The following is a 19,103-nucleotide window of genomic DNA, read 5'->3' on the forward strand; positions in this document are numbered from 1 at the left end:
CCACGGATTGAAGGGCCAGAGGTCGCGATGCACAATAAAGCAAGTGTCTCTTCGTTCAACATCGCCTCTATCGGCGGTGGTTCGCTCAACTGCGCGACGAACCTCACGGGCGATCCTGCCCGTGACGGAGCCGTCACCGCACATGTCCGACACCACGATCTCGATCAGCCTGCCGCCGCGCGCAATGCCGGCATCGGTTCTGCGGAACGCACTGGACAGATGCACTGCCTGCCGGAAGGGCCGGCCGGACTGGGGCGGGTGGCATGAGCGGCGACAACAAATTCCTTGGCCTTATCTATCTGTCGCCCTTCATCATCGGGCTTCTGGTTTTCACGGCTCTCCCCTTCCTCGCATCGCTCTATCTGAGCTTCACCAACTACAACCTGATGAACGAGCCGGTCTTCACGGGCCTGCAGAACTACATCCGGCTGTTCACCAACGACCGGACGTTCCGCAAATCGCTCTGGGTCACGCTGGTCTACGTGTTCATGACGGTGCCGCTGAAGCTCGCCTTCGCACTCTTCATGGCGGTGATCCTCAATTACAAGCTGAAGTTCATCAACGTTTTCAGGACGGCCTATTACGTGCCCTCGATCCTCGGCGGTTCGATCGCCATCGCGGTTCTGTGGCGCTACATCTTCGCCGATGTCGGCCTCGTCAACATGGGACTCGCCCTGCTGGGCTTCGAGCCGGTCAACTGGTTCGGCGACCCGACCAATGCGCTGTTCACCATCACCCTGTTGCGCCTCTGGCAGTTCGGTTCGGCCATGGTGATCTTCCTCGCAGCCCTCCAGAGCATAGACAAGACGCTCTACGAGGCAGCCTCGATCGACGGCGCCGGCAAATGGACGAGCTTCGTCTACATCACCCTGCCGCTGATCACGCCTGTCATCTTCTTCAACCTGATCATGCAGATGGTCCAGGCCTTCCAGGAGTTCAACGGACCCTACATCATCACCCAAGGGGGGCCTTTGAAATCCACCTATCTCCTGCCGATCTACATCTATGACGAGGCCTTCAAGCGCTTCGACATGGGTTATGCCTCGGCCATCGCCTGGGTCCTGTTCCTCATCATCATGGCCCTCACCCTCATCGCCTTCTGGTCTTCGCGCCACTGGGTCTATTACGCCGGCGACAAGAGGAGCTGACCATGACCGATCACATCCTCTCCCAGAACACGCCCGCCGCCCGTGACATCGACATCGTCCGCAGCCGCGAGACGCGCAGCCACCGCTTTAGTGCCGCGCTGCGTTACGCACTGCTGACCGCGGTCGGGCTGCTGATGCTCTATCCGCTGATCTGGCTGATCGGAGCATCGTTCAAGACCAATTCGGAGATCTTCTCCAATCCCGGCTTCTGGCCGGAGAACCCGACGCTCGACGGCTATATCAAGGGTTGGAAAACCTCGACGCCCTATTCCTTCGGCACGTTCTTTGCCAACACGTTGTGGATCGTCATCCCGAAGGTGATCGGCACGGCAATTTCCTGCACGGCGGTCGCCTATGGCTTCGCCCGCTTCGATTTCCCCTTCAAGAAGGTGCTGTTTTCCGCGCTGATCGCGACGCTGCTCCTGCCGAACGTCGTTACCCGCATTCCGCAATACCTGATCTTCCGCGATCTCGGCTGGCTCGACAGCTACCTGCCGCTCTGGGTGCCTTCGGCGCTTGCCGGCGATGCCTTCTTCGTCTTCATGCTGGTGCAGTTCCTGCGCGCCATACCGCGCGACATGGAGGAGGCCGCCCGGGTCGACGGAGCAACCACCTGGCAGACGCTGATCTTCATCGTCGTACCGCTTCTGATGCCGGCGCTGATCTCGGTCTGCCTGTTCCAGTTCATGTGGACGATGAACGATTTCCTAGGGCCTCTGATCTACATCTCCTCGGTCGACAAATACCCGATCTCGCTTGCGCTGAAACTGTCGATCGACACGACCGAAGCCTTCGAATGGAACCGGGTCCTGGCCATGTCGGTCCTGTCGCTGGCACCGGCCCTCGCGGTCTTCTTCCTCGCCCAGAAATATTTCATCGACGGCATCTCCTCCGGCGGGATCAAAGGATAGTCAAATGGCGCGTCTTCAACTGAGAAACCTCGAAAAGGACTACGGTTCGTTCCGCGCCGTGCATGGCATCAACCTCGATGTCGAAGATGGCGAGTTCATGGTGCTGGTCGGCCCGTCGGGTTGCGCCAAGTCCACCACGCTCCGGATGATCGCCGGGCTGGAACGGGTGACCGGCGGCGAGATCCGCATAGGCGGCGAACTGGTCAACGACAAGACGCCGGGCGACCGCGGGATTTCCATGGTCTTCCAGAACTACGCGCTCTATCCGCATATGAAGGTGCGCAAGAACCTCTCCTTCAGCATGCGACTGAAGCGCCGTCCGGCCGCCGAGATCGAACAGGCCACAAGCCACGTCTCCAATCTGCTCGAGATCGACCCCTTGCTCGACCGGCTGCCGAAGCAGCTCTCCGGCGGCCAGGCGCAGCGCGTCGCGGTCGGCCGGGCGCTGATCAAGAAACCGCAGGTCTTCCTGTTCGACGAGCCGCTCTCCAACCTCGACGCCAAGCTGCGGGCCTCGATGCGCGTGCGCATTACCGACCTGCACAAGCGGCTGAAGGCGGACGGCCAGCAGGCGACCGTCATCTATGTTACCCACGACCAGACCGAAGCCATGACCATGGGCGACCGTATCTGCGTCATGAGGGAGGGCCACATCATGCAGGTCGCCGATCCGGTGACGCTCTACAGCCGCCCGGCCAATACATTCGTCGCAGGCTTCATCGGCAGCCCGGAAATGAATTTCCTCGACGGCACGTTCGAGGGAGAGAACAGCGTGCGGGCAGCGGAGCAGGTGATCGTGCTCGGCGACGAGTTCACCAAGCGGATTTCCGGACGCAGCGAGCACGTCACGCTCGGCATCCGCCCGCAGCACCTGCGCATCGTCGCGGCCGAAACGCCCGGCACCATCAAGGGCAAGCTTACCCATATCGAGTTCATGGGCCACGAAGTCTACCTCTATGTCGACATCGGCCCGAAACGCCTCATCGCCGTGGTGCCGTCCGCGTCCTACGACCGCGGCGCGCTTCGCGACGACTGGGTCTGGCTGAGTCCGGACCCGAAGGGAGTGCATCTGTTCGACCGCCAGTCCGGGGAGAACATCAGCCTGGCGATTTGAAACTTCATCGTTCCAACTTGGGAGGAGCCAAAATGAGAACCATGTTCATGACGGCGGCTTTGTTTGCCGCCACCAGCCTTTCGACCGCATTCGCTTCGGATCTGCGCATGTCCTGGTGGGGCAGCGACGACCGCCATGTCGCGACCCAGCAGGCCCTGAAGGTCTGTGGCACGAAATTCGGCCACACGATCGCGCCTGAATTCACCGGTTTCCAGGGCCATCAGGAAAAGATCGCCACGCAGCTCGCCGGCCGCACCGAGGCCGACATCATGCAGGTGAACTGGCCCTGGCTGCCGCTGTTCACCAAGAACGGCGACGGCTTTGCCGATCTGAACCAGTACAAGGACATCATCGACCTCAGTCAGTGGTCGAAGTCGGATCTCGACAGCGGCACCGTCAAGGGCAAGCTGAACGGCATTTCCGTCTCCACGACCGGCCGCGTCTTCATGTTCAACAAGACGACCTACGACAAGGCCGGCATCCCGATCCCGAAAACCTGGGAAGAGCTGATCGCCGCAGCCCCGAAGATGAAGGAAAAGCTCGGCAAGGAGTATTTTCCGTTCGAAGGCGCCGCACTTGACGCCCGCCTGATGGTGATCCTGCGCACCACCCAGAAGACCGGCAAGGACCTGATCGACCCGGCCACCAACAAGGTCGCCTGGAGCGAAGCCGAACTCGCCGAAGGCCTGGAATTCTACAAGACGCTGGTCGACAAGGGCGTCATCGAGAGCTGGAAACAGGTCGCCGCCGGCGGCAATACGCCACTGCATGAAAATCAGAAATGGGCCAAGGGCCAGGTCGCCGGCACCTACCAGTGGGACAGTACCTACGGCAAGATCGCCACGCCGATGGAAAAGGGCCAGGAGCTCGTACCCGTCAAGCTGCTGACGATCGAGGGCGCCAAGACCGACGGCGTCTACCGCAAACCCTCCATGCTGTTTTCGATCTCCAGGAACAGCAAGGATCCGAAGGCCGCGGCCCAGGTGCTCAACTGCCTGCTCAACGACCCGGAAGCGGTCAAGATCATGGGAGCGACGCGCGGCATTCCGTCCAGCAAGGCGGCACTCGATACGCTGACCAAGGAAGGCAAGATCAAGCCGGTGCAGCTGGAAGCCTACAGGCGGGTGATGGAGCCGACCAGCCCCGGCGTCTCGCCGCTCAACGAGCATCCGCGCGTCACCGAAGTCTTCGACACCAATTTCGAAGCCTTCGCCTATGGCCAGCAATCCTCCAAGGAGGCCGCAACGGAGATCATCGCCGGCATCAACCAAGCGCTGACGGGGATCTGAGGACGTGACGGACGTCGCCATCGAACTCCTGATTGCCGGTCCCCGCAGCGCGACCTTCCGCGTCGATGCCGAAGGTCATCTTTACACACGCGATGACGCGCTTGCCTGGCAGGTTCGGGAGATCGACGGCGCGTTGGTCGCCGAGGGGGCGACGCGGACCGTCGTCTTCACGGTCGCTTCCCTTGAGCCGGGCACAACCTACCTTTTCCAGGCAGGTGATGCCCGGCTCGAATTTACCACACGGCGGGAAACCGCCCTGATCGACATCCGTAATTTCGGTGCCTCGACGGGCGCAGAGGACAATGCGCCGGCCATCCAACGGGCCATCGCGGCGCTCGCGCCCGGAGGCACACTGAGAATACCGGGCGGGCGCTGGCTGAGCGGCCCGATCTTCCTCAAGAGCGACATGACCCTTTTCCTCGAAGACGGCGCGGAGCTCGCGGCAATCGCCAACAGGCACGACTTTCCCATCCTCTCGGCGCGTCACGCGGACGGCCGCGTTCTCGGCACCTGGGAAGGCGTGGCGGAGGCCTGCTACGCCAGCGTGATCAACGCGATCGACTGCCGCGACCTACATCTTGCCGGCACCGGCATCATCGATGGTGGCGGCGACCGCGGCGACTGGTGGTCGTGGCCGAAGGAAACACGACGGGGCGCCAGGCGCCCGCGCACCATCTTCCTGTCGGCCTGCGAGGACGTCACCCTTTCCGGCCTCACGATCCGCAATTCCCCGTCCTGGACGGTCCACCCGGTTTTCTGCAAACGGCTCATCGCCGCGGATCTCACGATAGTCAACGATCCGGACTCCCCGAATACCGACGGTTTCAACCCCGAAAGCAGCTCCGATATCCATCTTATCGGCCTGCACATCTCGGTCGGCGACGATTGCATCGCCCTCAAGGCCGGCAAACGCGGCCTTCTCGGTGGACCGGACCGCCCGACCGAGCATGTGCGGATCGAGAACTGCCTGATGGAGCGCGGCCATGGTGCGGTGGTCATCGGCAGCGAGATGAGCGCCGGCATCAGCGACATCGCCATCCGAAACTGCCACTTCAGGGGAACCGATCGGGGCCTGCGCATCAAGACGCGCCGGGGACGCGGCGGCACGGTCGCCAACATCCGCCTTGCCGACAGTCTGATGGAGGACGTCGCAACCCCGGTCGCCGTCAATTCATTCTATTTCTGCGATGCCGACGGCCGGTCAGATTACGTCCAGTCCCGGTCGCCCCTGCCGGTCTCCCTGGAAACGCCGAGCATAAGCTCGATCTCCGTCGAGAACGTCACCGTTACCGGCGCGCGGACGGCAGCCGCCGTGTTCTACGGTCTGCCGGAAGCGGCGATCCGCGACATTGCCTTCGAGAACTACACCGTCTCCTTCGCGCCGGATGCCGAGGTCGAGGTGCCGGAAATGGCCTCTCTTCTCCTGCCGCTCCGGCATGCCGGGATCGTTGCGGAAAACGCCGTTTTCAGCCGCCTGGCGCGGCTTTCTCCGGTTTCCATTCATCCAGCTCAAGACTGAAATCCGATGCTTCAGGACTATTTCGAGACTTACGCGCGCGACTATGAATATTACAAAGGCGGCGTCTGGTGTTACGAGGACGGTTGCCTCTATCGCGGCCTGATCGCGCTTTACGAGGCGACCGGCGAGCGCCAGTGGCTGGATCATCTCATCCGGCTGGTGAGCGGCCAGATCGACGCGCAAGGTCGGCTTGTGGGCTACGCGATCGACGAATTCAACATCGACAACATCCTGCCCGGCCGGGCGCTCGTCTTTCTCCATCGGCTGACGGGCGAGAGCCGCTGGCTTGAGGCCGCCGCCCCGCTGGCGCGGCAACTCGAAACGCATCCGCGCACCGGTAGCGACGTTTATTGGCACAAGCTGCGTTACCCGCATCAGATCTGGCTCGACGGGCTTTACATGGCGCTGCCCTTCAAGGTGGAATACGCGCAAGCGGTCTCAAATCCCCAGGCCGTCGAGGAAGCGCTCCGGCAGTTCACGACGGCGCTCGACCTCACCTATGACCGGCAGGCGGATCTTTATCGCCACGGTTACGACGAGGCCCGGCAACAGGCCTGGGCGGATGCGGAAAGCGGCCTTTCGCCGGCCCATTGGGCAAGATCGATCGGCTGGCTGGCGATGGCCTTCGTGGACATCATCGAAAACCTGCCCGCCGGCGCAGCGCGGCGGGAGCTGACCGAACGCGCCGCGGCGCTGGCGTCCCGGATCGTCGCTCTTCGCACCGCGGATAACCGCTGGCTGCAGGTGATCGACCGACCGGACGAGGCGCAGAACTATCCCGAAAGCTCGGCCACGGCGATGTTCTCCTACTTCCTTCAGAAGCTCGCGCGGCTCGGCGGCCCGGCTGCGGTTGCCGAGGCCGGTCGAGCGAGCCTTCAATCGCTGACCGGACAGGAGCTGCGACGGGATGCGGATGGACGGCGGAGGCTTCACAACATCTGTTGTGTCGCAGGTCTTGGAGGCTTCAACGGCCGCTATCGCGACGGCACCGTCGGCTATTATCTCTCCGAGGAAATCCGCCCCGACGACATCAAGGGTGTCGGACCTCTGATGATGGCCTATGCGGAAACGCTGCTGGGCACGCAATCGATGATGTCCCAGTCTGCGCGGCTGGGGGATCAGGTCGAGCTCAGCGCGGCCGTCAAGCGATAGCAGCACTCGCTAGTGTCTCAGGCCGAACTTCTGATATCGTTGAGAGGTAGGCCTCCCGCTCATTGGAGGCTTTGTCTTGAGGGAGGAGCGCTAAAATGAGCACCGACAGGGACACTGTGCGGTCTTATGACACGGTCGCGGCGGAGTACGCTGCCGAAGCCGCCGCGATGCCCGAATGGGTCGCGACGGAGATTGACGCGTTCGTCACCGAGCTGGGTGGCTCAGGCAGGGTGCTGGAGATCGGAAGCGGGGGTGGGCGAGATGCACTTGAGCTTGAGAAGCGGGGGATTAGCGTCCGGCGCACCGACATTTCGAAGGGTTTCGTGGAATTGCTTCGCAAGAGTGGCTTCGAGGCTGACCTGCTCGACCCGCTGACCGAAGACCTGGCCGACCCGCAGCGTCCTGGCACGCCATATGACGGGATTTGGGCCTGTGCCTGCCTGATCCACGTCGCGCGCGAAGATTTACGTGTGGTGCTTGGACGGCTTGCCAAGGCAACCCGGACCGGTGGCAGGCTGCACGCCTCGGTGAGAGAGGGTGATGGCGACGATGTGTCCACGCACGGCAGCGCTGCAGCGCCTCGGCGCTACGTCGAAACGTACTGGCGCGAGCCTGCCTTGCGAGCCGCGCTCACAGAGGCCGGCTGGATTGTCAGCGAGCTACGTCGGTCCGTCGGAAGCCCCAATGACCGGTGGCTGAGCGTTCGGGCGAGGCGGGCATAACGCACATATGGTTTTTAGGCCCCGATGGAAGCGGTGTGCCGCTTCCGCATGGGACACCAAACCGGATAGACCGGGCTTCCGGTTCGGGTCTAACTGAGACACTACCCAGCGCGCTCGCGCCGAGAAACAGGAGAAAACAGACCATGACGATCGATATCCGGACGCGCCATGCCGTTCACTACAGCCAGTCGGAACGCATGACGAGCGTGGACCTGCGCGAAAATTTCGTGATCGAGGATCTGTTTGTCGCCGGAACGCTGCAGGCCGTCTATACCCATTACGACCGCATGCTGGTGGCAGGAGTGGCGCCGACGCAGGCAAGCCTTGGCGTCGGCAGTGAATTGGCCAGACTGGTCGGCGCGGACTATCTGCTGGAGCGTCGCGAGCTTGGCCTCATCAATATCGGCGGACCGGGCCGCGTCATCGCCGACAGCAAGGCTTACGAGCTCCTGCCAATGGACGGGCTCTATCTCGGCATGGGAACCAAGGAGATCTTCTTCGAGAGCGACGACCCTTCGGTGCCCGCGAAATTTTACATCAACAGTGCGCCGGCGCACGCCACCTTACCCTCGCGGATCGTCAGCAGCACGGATGCGATCGAGAACAATCTCGGCGACAGTGCCACGTCGAACAAGCGCAAGCTCTACCAGTATCTGCATCCGAAAGTGCTGCCCACCTGCCAGCTGCTGATGGGGCTGACCCGGCTGGAAACCGGCAGTGTCTGGAATACCATGCCGGCGCATCTGCATGACCGGCGAATGGAAGCCTATCTCTATTTCGAATTGCCGGAAAATGCCTTCGTCGTTCACCTGATGGGCCGACCGGCGGCGACCAACCATCTGATCATCCGCAATGAACAGGCCGTGCTTTCTCCACCCTGGTCGATCCATTGCGGCGCCGGCACCGGCGCCTACGCCTTCATCTGGAGCATGGCCGGAGACAACCAGTCCTTCACCGACATGGACATGGTGGACATGAAGAGCCTCAAATAGAGCCCTCGAAGTCGGTTCGCTACCAGAGCAGAGCACCGACCTGTTCCGTCGGGCGGACACGACACGGGGTTCCTACCGAAGCGCAGTACTTTCGCTTGCATGCGCCGGGTCCTTGCATGGTCCGGTGGAGCGGCGCTCGATGATCCTCGACGCGACCTGGACCCTGCGGGCGGGGGTTCCGGGCTGGCGCGGGTTGTCGATCCGCTCGAGCAGGAGTCGCAGGCCGACGGCTCCGCATTCCTGGCCTTCCATGCGCACCGTCGTCAGAGCCGGCGAGATCTGCTTTGCCGGCGAAAAATCGCCGAAACCGACCACCGAGACATCATCGGGGATGCGATAGCCCTGGCCCAGGAGTTCGGAAACGACGGTGAGTGCCAAGCCGTCATGCGCGCAGAAGAAGGCGGTCGGCCGAGCGCCTTCTTCCTTCAGGACGCGATAGGCTTCGGCAAAACCGTTCTCCTCCTCGAACTGCAGCACATGCAACGTAACACTTGGGTGACGTTCGGCAATTTCGCGCGCGCCATAAAAACGCTCGCGGCGACCGCGATAACCGGGTGTGCCGTGGACATAGGCGATGGAACGGTGACCGAGGTCTACCAGGTATTGGATCACGGCCTGCCCTGCCTCGTGGTCCGTCCCAGAGACCTGATCGGCATCTTCAAGCGGATCGACCCAGCCGAACCGGATGATCGGCGTGCCGGTCGCCATCGCTGCGCGGATCGCCTCGCGGTCGTGCGGTCCGACCAAAAGCAGCCCGGCGCAGCTGCGCGCCAGTTCTTCAAGCTGCCCTTGGCTGTGGGTCCATAACATCCTGAGTGCCATGCCGAGCCTGTGCGCCTCTGCCTGCACCCCGTTCTGGATCTGCATGTGCAGTTCGCTATTGACAGGATCGAGGTCGTGAAACACCACCGCGATATCGCCCGGCGCGGTCTGGCTGGCAGGCTTGTTATAGCCGAGACGCAGGGCTGTTTCGCGGATCCGCTCGCGGGTTTCCTCACTGACGCCGCTCTTGCCCGACAACGATCTGGACACGGCATATTTCGAAAGGCCGACCTCGCGCGCGATGGTCTGCAAGGTGACCCGTCCCCTATTTTTCATTCCAGCCCCCTTTTGCACCTGCCGCGGCGACACTACCGCACTGCAAAACGCAATTTTCCCACACAACACTACATAACACTTTACCTAACAGTATTCTAATGCAAACTTTTCGTTATCCACGCCCAAGGGAAATAATAGGTAACGGCGGGGACTGCGTGTGGAGGAGACACTCATGATCAAGCTGAAACGTCGCGCGTTTCTGGCTGGGACTTCAGCCGTTTTGATTTTGCCGGCCCTGCCGGCTTTAGCCCTCGACTACAAGGAAGCGGGCCTCTTGAAGGATAAGGTCGCAAGTGGCGCCCTTCCTCCCGTCAAGGATCGGCTGCCCGCCAACCCCCTTGTGATAAAACCCTTTGAAAGCGTTGGGAAATACGGAGGCGATTGGAAGCTGGCGCTGGTTGGCGGCGGTTCGCTCTCCATGCTGTTCCGCTACCAGGCCTATGAGCCTCTCCTGCGTTACACGCCCGATTGGTCGGGGGTGACGCTCAACGTCGCGGAAGCCTTTGAAGGCAATGCGGATTCCACTGTCTACACCATCCGCCTGCGCAAAGGCATGAAGTGGTCTGACGGACATCCCTACACCACCGCCGACGTCAAGTTCTGGTATGATACCATCCTCACCGACAAGCGTGTTGCGGTCACCAGCCAGGGTCACTGGAAAACCGCCGGCAAGCCCGCCAAGCTGGAAGTGGTGGACGAGCAGACCTTCAAGGTCATCTTCGAAAAGCCTAACGGTATGTTTCCGTTGCAGGTCGCGTGGTCCAACTGGGATCATACCACCCGCTGCCCCAAGCATTATCTCGAGCAGTTCCATATCGACTACAATCCCAAGGCGGACGAACTGGCCAAGCAGCGCGGTTTCCAGAGCTGGATTGCCGCATTCCAATCGGCCTCCGGCTTCCAGGACGACAACGCCTTCTTCCTCAATTCCTCGAAGAAGCCGACCCTCAACGCCTGGTATTTCACGATCGCGCCGGGCGAAAACACCGAGCGGGTGGTGGCCGAACGCAACCCCTATTATTGGAAGGTCGATACGGAGGGCAATCAGCTGCCCTATATGGACCGCATCGTCTACCAGATGGTCGCCGACCCGCAGGTGCTTCTCTTGAAATGCATGCAGGGCGAAATCGACCTGATGGACCAGTATATCGCGACGCCGAACAACAAATCGGTGCTCTACGACGCGCGCAAGCAGGGCGACTATGATTTCTACACGCTGACCTCGACCGAGGCCAACGTCATGAACTTCATCTTCAACCTGAACCACAACGACGAGACGAAGCGAAAGCTGTTCCGCAACAAGAAGTTCCGCGCGGCCCTGTCGACAGCGCTCGATCGCCAGACTCTGATCGACGCGGTGCTGGTCGGCCAGGGCGCGCCCGCCCAGCCGTCGATCAAGGAAGGCGATCCGCTCTACAACGAGCAGCTCGCCAAGCAGTTCACCGAGTACAGTGTCGACAAGGCGAATGCCATGCTCGACGAGCTGGTCCCCAAGCGCGACGGGCAGAATTTCCGTCTTGACGAGAAGGGTCGGCGGCTGACGATCATCTTCGAGATCGACCAGGCACGCCCGATCTTTCTCGATCTCTTCCAGCTGGTCATCCCGATGTTCCAGGCGGTCGGCATCGATGCGCAGATGCGCACCATGGACCGTTCGCTCTGGGAAACGCGCGTTCGCCAGGGTCGCGATTTCGACGCCACCGCGCACCAGTTCGGCGCCAATGGCGGCGTCGCGGCGATGCTCGATCCGCGCTACTACGTGCCGACCGACAGCAACGCGATGTATGCCCCGGCCTGGCAGCTCTGGTATCTCGATCCCAAGAACGCCAATGCCGAGGAACCGCCTGAAGATACCAAGAAGCTGCTTGCGCTCTACGACAAGCTGAAAGCGACCTCGGACCAGGCCGGCCAACGCGAGGTCATGAAACAGATCCTGCAGGGGGCGGCCGACAACTTCTATGTCTTCGGCATTTCGCAGCCGCCGGACGGCTACGGCATCGTCAAGAACAACATGAGGAACATCACCAGGACCATGCCGAATTCGTTCGGCTGGCCGACCCCTGCCCCGACCATGCCGGAGCAGTTCTACAAGGTCTGATGGCCTCGCCCATTCCGATATTTTCCGGGCGCCGGCGTAATCCGGCCGGCGCCACGGGGCCCCTTTTTCCGATAACTGGATGCTAAAATGCTCGAGGCGAGACGACAGAACACCGACACCTTGCGGACCCCGGACTGGTTCAGGACGGCGACACGCTGGACACAGCTGACCTTCGTCGAGGATGATCCGGACAAATACGATCCGGCCTTCTGGATCGACGTCTTCAAGCGCACGAAATCCAATGCCGTCTGCCTCAGCGCCGGTGGTTACATCGCCTACTATCCAAGCAAGGTTTCCTATCACTATGTCAGCCAGTATCTGGGCGACAGGGACATTTTCGGCGCGCTCGTCGACGCCGCCCGCAAGCTCGACATGCATGTCATGGCCCGCGTCGATCCGCATGCCATCCATGACGACGCGGCCAAGGCCCATCCGGAATGGGTGATGATCAATGCCGACGGCACGCCGCGCCGCCATTGGGCCTATCCGGACGTCTGGGTTGCCAATGCCTATGGCGACTACAATTCGGTATTCATGCCGGAAGTGGTAAAGGAGATCGTCCGCGAATACGATATCGACGCGATCTTCGCCAATCGCTGGCAGGGCCATGGCGTCGACTACAGCGAGGACAGCGCCCACCGCTTCAAGGACATGTCCGGATACGCCCTGCCGAACAAGGCGGATGCCGAGGACCCGGCCTGGCAGTCCTGGCTGCAATGGCGCCGCCGCGTGCTGACCGACGTGATCGCCCAGTGGGACGACGCGGTCAAAGCCATCCGGCCGCATGCAAGCTTCATCCCCAACATGAGCGGCGCGTCGCTGATGGAGTTCGACCTCTCCGTCATCACCAAACATTGCCCCTTCCTCGTCGTCGACCATCAGGGCCGCAAGGGGCTGGAGCTCGGCTGGTCGGCCGGCCGCAACGGCAAGCGCATCCGTGCCACCTTCGCCGATCGTCCGGTGGTACTGATCACCTCGATCGGTCCGGAAGAGGAATACCGCTGGAAGGATGCGGTGACCTCCGGCGAGGAGATGCAGCTCTGGATCAACAACGGCACGGCCCACGGGCTTTTCGCCTGGTTCACGAAGTTCAACGGCGTGGTGCCCGACAAGCGCTGGGTGGAGCCGGTCGCCGAGGCGTTTGTCCTCCAGTCGGCCGTCGAGCCGGTCCTTGAAAGCATGACGCCGACCGCTGAAATCGCCGTGATCGACCCGTCGACGACCTTGCGCCACTGGGCGCCGGAGGAACGTCACGCCGCGGAGAAACACGATCTCGGCGTCTACCACGCCCTGGTCGAGGCGCGCCTGCCTTTCGAGCTTGTGTCGGACCAAGTCCTGACCCAGGACGGTCTCGACCGCTTCAAGGTCATCATCCTTGCCAACGCCTCCTGCCTTTCGGACGCGCAGAACGAGGCGATCCGCGCCTATGTGGCGCGCGGCGGCAGCGTCGTCGCCTCCTACGAGACCTCGCTTCGCGATGAATTCGGCAAGACGCGCTCCGAATTCGGCCTCTCGGACGTGCTCGGGGCGAAATTCGTCTCCGGCCCGCGCGGCATCGTCAAGAACACCTATGTGGCGCTCTCCGGCGACCACCCTGTCAACAAGGGTTTTGACGGTGCCGAGCGGATCATGGGCGGCACAAGGCTGATCCATGTCGAGCCGGCGGCCGGTGCTGACACGCCCTTCCTCTACGTTCCCGATTTTCCCGATCTTCCCATGGAGGAAGTCTATCCGCGCAAGGCGCCGGAAGGGGCGGCGGTGATCGCCCGCGAAACCGGCAAGGGTGGCCGCACGGTTTATATTCCATGGAATATCGGCGAAATCTTCTGGGAAGTCTTTGCGGTCGATCACGGCCGCCTGTTGTCCAATTCCGTCCACTGGGCGCTCGGCAAGGCCCCGCGCGTCACCGTCAAAGGCCCGGGCGTCATTGACCTGGCACTCAGGGAAAACGCCGAGGGTATCGCCCTCAGCCTTTTCAACCTCACCAATCCGATGATGATGAAAGGGCCGATCCGCGAAAATTATCCGCTGGCGGCCCAGACCGTTTCGGTGGAAGTTCCAGAGGGCAAGTCCGTTGCGAAAGCCTGGCTGGTGGTTGCGGACAGGGCGGCAAGCTTCAGCGTGAAGGACGGACGCGCGGAAGTGGAGGTGCCGGCAATAGAGCGGCTGGAAGTGCTGCATCTCACCTGGAAATAGGGTGGGAGACTGAAATGGAGGAGCGTTTCCGGCCTGGAGGGGCCGGAAACGGATTGAGATCCGAAGGTGACGCCGGAGCGGCGTCTTCAACGGGAGGAGAACTATTCCGATGCTGGGCTACATCTTCAAGCGCGTGCTCTACATGATCCCGACCCTGTTCGGCATGTCGCTGATCTCGTTCCTGATCATCCAGCTGCCGCCGGGTGACTACCTGACGTCGATGATCGCCACGATGAGCGACAGCGGCCAGGCGGTCGATCCGGCCCAGATCGAGCGGCTAAAGGAAATCTACGGCTTCGACGATCCCTTCTACATCCAGTATCTCAAATGGATCTGGGGCATCGTCAGCCGCGGCGACTTCGGTCATTCGTTCGAATGGAACCAGCCTGTCTCCGGCCTGATCTGGGGCCGGATGGGTTCGACGCTGGTCATTTCGCTCTTAAGCCTGCTGTTCGTCTGGATCGTCGCGCTGCCGATCGGCATCTATTCCGCCGTCCGCCGCCATTCGATCGGCGACCACGTCTTCACCTTCTTCGGCTTCATCGGGCTTGCGGTGCCGAACTTCATCCTGGCGTTGGTGCTGATGTATTTCGCCTACCGCTATCTCGGCCAGAGCGTCGGCGGTCTCAACTCTCCCGAATATGCCGAAGCCCCCTGGAGCCTTGCCAAGGTTGGCGATTTCCTCGCCCATCTGTGGATCCCGATCATCATCATCGGGGCCTCGGGAACGGCGGCTCTGATCCGTGTCCTGCGCGCCAACCTGACCGACGAACTGCACAAGCCCTATGTGATCACCGCCCGCGCCAAGGGGCTGCCGGAATACAAGGTCATTCTCAAATATCCGGTGCGCATCGCGCTCAATCCATTCGTCTCGGCGATCGGCTGGGTGCTGCCGCATCTGGTGTCCGGCGTGACGATCACCGCCATCGTACTCAACCTGCCGACCGCCGGCCCGCTTCTGTTTCGGGCGCTGGTGTCGCAGGACATGTATCTCGCCGGCAGTTTCATCCTGCTTTTGAGTGCCCTCACCCTTGTCGGCATGCTGCTCTCGGATCTGCTGCTCGCGCTGCTCGATCCGCGCATCCGGTTCAATTGAGGGAGGCCGCATGAGCACGCACGAGACATTCGGAACCTATTCCGGCCCCGTTCACACCGTCGCCGACGGCCCCTCGATCAGTCCGCTCAAAGCCGGCAAGACCGTTTCGACCGCAACCGTCGGCCCCTGGAGGCTGATCGCCGGCAAGCTGGTCCGCCAGAAGGTGGCGATGTTCGCGGGCGCGGTCATCCTTATCCTCTATCTGATCGGCCTGTTTGCCGAATTCCTGGCGCCCAGCCTGCCCTCGACATCGCGGCCGCAATATACCTATGCGCCACCGCAGGGCTTGAGCTTCTTCGTCACCAAGCCGGACGGCAGTACCGAATTCAATTTCCATGTGAAGGGCTACAAGGTCGAGATCGAAAAGGTGGCGCTGCGGCGCACCTTCGTCGTCGACGAAGCCAAGGTGGTGCCGGTCGGCCTGTTCGTCAAAGGCGCCCGCTACGAACTCTGGGGCCTGATCCCGATGGACCGCCATCTGATCGGCCCGATCAATCCGAACGATCCGATGTATCTGCTCGGCGCCGATCGGCTGGGCCGGGACGTCTTCTCGCGGCTGGTCTACGGCACGCGGATCTCGATGTCGATCGGCCTGGTCGGCGTCGTCATGTCGCTCGTCCTCGGTGTCGTGCTCGGCTCGATATCGGGTTTTTACGGCGGCTGGGTCGATACCGTGATCCAGCGCATGATCGAGGTGGTCAGCGCCATGCCGACCATCCCACTCTGGCTCGGTCTTGCGGCGGCGATCCCGCTCACATGGTCGCCCGTCAACGTCTATTTCGTCATCACCATCATCGTGTCGCTGCTCGGCTGGACCAGTCTTGCGCGCGAGGTGCGCGGCCGTTTCCTGGCGCTGCGAAGCGAGGATTTCGTGACTGCCGCCATGCTTGACGGATCGAGCGAGAAACGGCTGATCTTCCGCCATATCCTGCCGTCGCTGACGAGCCATATTCTCGCCGTCGTGACGCTTGCCGTGCCGACAATGATCGTTGCCGAAACCTCGCTGTCCTTCCTCGGCATCGGCTTGAAACCGCCGGTCGTCAGTTGGGGTGTACTGTTGCAGGACGCCCAGAACATCCGCACGGTGGCAACCGCCCCATGGCTGCTGATCTGGCCTTCGCTTGCGGTGATCGTCGCCGTGCTGTCCTTCAATTTCTTCGGCGACGGCCTTCGCGATGCCGCCGATCCCTATGACAGTTGAGGAGGAACCCATGACCGATCCTGCCGAAGATGTCGTCCTCTCCGTCGAAAACCTCTCGATCGATTTCCGGTTGAGAACCCATATCCTGCATGCCGTCGAGAATGTCAGTTTCGAGTTGAAGCGCGGCCAGACGCTCTGCCTCGTCGGCGAGAGCGGCTCGGGCAAAAGCGTCACCGCCCGCTCACTGCTGCAGATTGTCGACAGGCCCGGCAGCATCGTCGGCGGGCGCATCCTGTTGCGCACCGGCGGCGAGTTCACCGACATCGCCAGGCTCGATCCGGATGGCCAGGCCATGCGCGCCATCCGCGGACGCAGGATCGGCCTGATCTTCCAGGAACCGATGAGTTCGCTGTCGCCGGTCCACACGATCGGCTCACAGATCATCGAAGCCGTTCGCCTGCACAGCGATCTGGACAAGCGCGCCGCGCGGGCGAAAACGGTCGAATTGCTGCGCCAGGTGGAAATCCCCAATCCGGACCAGATGGCCGACCGCTACACGTTCGAATTTTCCGGCGGCATGCGGCAGCGGGCGATGATTGCCATGGCACTTGCCGGCAATCCCGACATCCTCATCGCCGACGAACCGACGACGGCGCTTGACGTCACCACCCAGGGCGAGATCCTCGACCTGATCAAGCGGCTGCAGGTGGAGCGCGGCATGGCGATGCTGCTGATCACCCATGACATGGGCATCGTCGCCGAGGTCGCGGACGATGTTGCCGTGATGCGCTTTGGCCGTATCGTCGAGCGTGGCCCCGTCGATGCGATCTACCATGACGCCCAGCATCCCTATACCCGGCAGCTTCTCGCCTCGACGGTGAAGCTCACCCGCCATGTCGAAGGGAGGGTACCGGCAGTGGCCGCTTCGTCGCAGCCGCTGCAACCGATCCTCTCCGTCCGCAATCTCGGCAAGACGTTCGGCTGGCATGGCAAGACCAATTCGCTTCGGGCGGTCGATGACGCCAATTTCGATCTCTATCCCGGTGAAAACCTCGGCATCGTCGGCGAGAGCGGTTCCGGCAAGACGACGCTCGGACGGCTGATCCTGCGCACCGTCGAGCCGACGACGGGCAGCGTCATCTACCGCGACAAGATTGGCGGCGAAGTCGAGGTCACCAGCCTGACCAAGAAGGAGCTGCGCGGTTTCCACCGGGAAGTCCGCCTCGTCTTCCAGGATCCGTTCGCCTCGCTCAATCCGCGCATGACGGTCAAGGATGTGATCGGCGATCCGCTGATCGTCAACGGCCTCGCCAAGGGCAAGGCGCTCGAGGAACGCGTCGCAGAACTGATGCGCCTCGTCGGGCTCGATCCGATGGGCATGGAACGTTATCCGCATGCCTTTTCCGGCGGCCAGCGCCAGCGCATCGGTATTGCCCGGGCGCTGGCGCTGGATCCGCGCATCATCATCGCCGACGAGGCGACTTCGGCGCTCGACGTGTCGATCCGCAGCCAGATCCTCGACCTGCTGCTCGATATCAAGAAGCGCCTCAACTTGAGCTTCATCTTCATCTCGCACGACATTTCGGTGGTGCGCTATTTCTGCGACCGCGTCGCCGTCATGCATCGCGGCAAGATCGTCGAGCTTGGCGAGGCCGAGCAGATCTGCACCGCCCCGCAAGAGGCCTATACCAAAAGCCTGATTTCCGCCGTTCCCAATCCCGACCCCCGCGACAAGCGCATGCTGCACCGGCACCGCTTCGTCGCACCCGTTTCCTGAGGACAGTGCCAGTGCCGAAATTCTCCGCCAATCTCTCCTTCCTCTACCAGGACCTGCCCTTTCTCGATCGCTTCGCGGCGGCGGCAAAAGACGGTTTCGGCGGGCTCGAATATCTCGGCCCCTATGCGGAGCCGAAGGAAAAGGTCGTCGATGCATTGAAGGCGAGCGGCCTCGTCCAGGCCCTCTTCAACGTTCCCTCGGGCGACTGGGCCGGCGGCGAACGCGGCATTGCCTGCCTGCCGGACCGCATCCAGGAATTCCGCGATGGTGTCGCCCTGGCACTCGATTATGCCAAGGCGCTCGGCTGCGCGCAGGTCAACGTCATCTCCGGCCTCGTGGCAGAGGGTGCCGACACCGATGCCCTGGAAAGCGTGCTGGTCGATAACCTGAAATACGCCGCACCACGCTGCGCCGATGCCGGGGTCAAGCTGCTGATCGAGCCGATCAACCTGCGCGACATTCCCGGATTTTTCCTGTCGACGACCGATCATGCCGAACGCATCCTCGACAAGGTCGGCTCCGACAATCTCTACATCCAGTATGATTTCTACCACATGCAGGTCATGCAGGGCGATCTCATCCCCACCTTCACCCGCCTGAAGGACCGGATCGCCCATGTGCAGATCGCCGACAATCCCGGCCGCAACGAGCCGGGCACCGGCGAGATCAACTACGATTTCATACTCCGCGAACTCGACCGCCTCGGTTACGACGGCTGGGTCGGCTGCGAATACCGACCGAAGGCCGGCACCAGCGACGGCCTTCAGTGGATGAAGCCCCATCTCGCCGGAGGGCCTCGCTAAGATCAACGCTTTTCCGAACTAACCGGACGCCATCTCCGCCGCTTCCA

General features: G+C 62.0%; 16 protein-coding genes. 15 read left to right on the forward strand and 1 reads right to left on the reverse strand.

Going from position 1 to position 19,103, the window contains the following annotated elements; translation table 11 throughout:
- Window positions 1-27: 27 nt before the first annotated feature.
- The 9 genes from GQ59_RS18680 (at window position 28) to kduI (ending at window position 8,847) form a co-directional block, all read left to right on the forward strand.
- Entirely contained in the window at window positions 28-267 is a 240-nt protein-coding gene (locus tag GQ59_RS18680; protein WP_037083900.1) for a hypothetical protein, read from the forward strand.
- Window positions 264-1,148, forward strand: coding sequence for a carbohydrate ABC transporter permease (locus GQ59_RS18685; RefSeq protein ID WP_037083902.1), 885 nt, complete (start codon window positions 264-266; stop codon window positions 1,146-1,148). The genes GQ59_RS18680 and GQ59_RS18685 overlap by 4 nt, the downstream gene beginning before the upstream one ends.
- A 2-nt stretch (window positions 1,149-1,150) precedes the next feature.
- Complete coding sequence (locus GQ59_RS18690; protein WP_037083904.1) at window positions 1,151-2,059, forward strand: carbohydrate ABC transporter permease; 909 nt, start codon at window positions 1,151-1,153, stop codon at window positions 2,057-2,059.
- Window positions 2,060-2,063: 4 nt separating this feature from the next.
- Window positions 2,064-3,173: an ABC transporter ATP-binding protein gene (locus GQ59_RS18695; RefSeq protein WP_037083906.1), complete on the forward strand. Its 1,110-nt coding sequence runs from the start codon at window positions 2,064-2,066 to the stop codon at window positions 3,171-3,173.
- A gap of 32 nt (window positions 3,174-3,205) precedes the next feature.
- Window positions 3,206-4,462 carry an ABC transporter substrate-binding protein gene (locus GQ59_RS18700; RefSeq protein WP_037083908.1) on the forward strand — a complete coding sequence of 419 codons (1,257 nt, stop codon included), beginning with the start codon at window positions 3,206-3,208 and terminating at the stop codon, window positions 4,460-4,462.
- A gap of 4 nt (window positions 4,463-4,466) precedes the next feature.
- Entirely contained in the window at window positions 4,467-5,981 is a 1,515-nt protein-coding gene (gene pglA / locus GQ59_RS18705; RefSeq protein WP_037083910.1) for a polygalacturonase PglA, read from the forward strand.
- Window positions 5,982-5,987: 6 nt separating this feature from the next.
- The gene (locus GQ59_RS18710; RefSeq protein ID WP_051904063.1) at window positions 5,988-7,133 is read left to right on the forward strand and encodes a glycoside hydrolase family 88/105 protein; all 1,146 of its coding nucleotides are present in this window, start codon (window positions 5,988-5,990) and stop codon (window positions 7,131-7,133) included.
- 95 nt (window positions 7,134-7,228) lie between these two features.
- Entirely contained in the window at window positions 7,229-7,855 is a 627-nt protein-coding gene (locus GQ59_RS18715; RefSeq protein WP_037083912.1) for a class I SAM-dependent methyltransferase, read from the forward strand.
- A 143-nt stretch (window positions 7,856-7,998) separates the two neighbouring features.
- Entirely contained in the window at window positions 7,999-8,847 is an 849-nt protein-coding gene (gene kduI, locus GQ59_RS18720; protein WP_037083913.1) for a 5-dehydro-4-deoxy-D-glucuronate isomerase, read from the forward strand.
- Window positions 8,848-8,919: 72 nt separating this feature from the next.
- Here the strand turns inward: kduI and GQ59_RS18725 are convergent, their stop codons facing one another.
- The gene (locus tag GQ59_RS18725; protein WP_037083915.1) at window positions 8,920-9,945 is read right to left on the reverse strand and encodes a LacI family DNA-binding transcriptional regulator; all 1,026 of its coding nucleotides are present in this window, start codon (window positions 9,943-9,945) and stop codon (window positions 8,920-8,922) included.
- Window positions 9,946-10,117: 172 nt separating this feature from the next.
- Here GQ59_RS18725 and GQ59_RS18730 point away from each other — a divergent pair, with 172 nt between their 5' ends.
- The 6 genes from GQ59_RS18730 to otnI all read left to right on the forward strand — a co-directional run bounded on the left by GQ59_RS18730 (window position 10,118) and on the right by otnI (window position 19,056).
- Entirely contained in the window at window positions 10,118-12,043 is a 1,926-nt protein-coding gene (locus GQ59_RS18730) for an ABC transporter substrate-binding protein (protein ID WP_037083917.1), read from the forward strand.
- Window positions 12,044-12,130: 87 nt separating this feature from the next.
- The gene (locus GQ59_RS18735; protein ID WP_037083919.1) at window positions 12,131-14,239 is read left to right on the forward strand and encodes an alpha-amylase family protein; all 2,109 of its coding nucleotides are present in this window, start codon (window positions 12,131-12,133) and stop codon (window positions 14,237-14,239) included.
- 109 nt (window positions 14,240-14,348) lie between these two features.
- A complete protein-coding gene (locus GQ59_RS18740; protein WP_037083921.1) occupies window positions 14,349-15,335 on the forward strand; it encodes an ABC transporter permease in 987 nt (328 codons plus the stop codon).
- Window positions 15,336-15,345: 10 nt separating this feature from the next.
- On the forward strand, window positions 15,346-16,536 hold the full coding sequence (locus GQ59_RS18745; protein ID WP_037083923.1) for an ABC transporter permease: 1,191 nt from the start codon (window positions 15,346-15,348) through the stop codon (window positions 16,534-16,536).
- 10 nt (window positions 16,537-16,546) lie between these two features.
- Window positions 16,547-18,253 carry an ABC transporter ATP-binding protein gene (locus GQ59_RS18750; protein WP_037083926.1) on the forward strand — a complete coding sequence of 569 codons (1,707 nt, stop codon included), beginning with the start codon at window positions 16,547-16,549 and terminating at the stop codon, window positions 18,251-18,253.
- An 11-nt stretch (window positions 18,254-18,264) separates the two neighbouring features.
- The gene (otnI, locus tag GQ59_RS18755; RefSeq protein ID WP_037083927.1) at window positions 18,265-19,056 is read left to right on the forward strand and encodes a 2-oxo-tetronate isomerase; all 792 of its coding nucleotides are present in this window, start codon (window positions 18,265-18,267) and stop codon (window positions 19,054-19,056) included.
- The last annotated feature ends 47 nt before the right edge of the window (window positions 19,057-19,103 follow it).

Source organism: Neorhizobium vignae, from assembly GCF_000732195.1.
Classification (GTDB): domain Bacteria; phylum Pseudomonadota; class Alphaproteobacteria; order Rhizobiales; family Rhizobiaceae; genus Neorhizobium; species Neorhizobium vignae.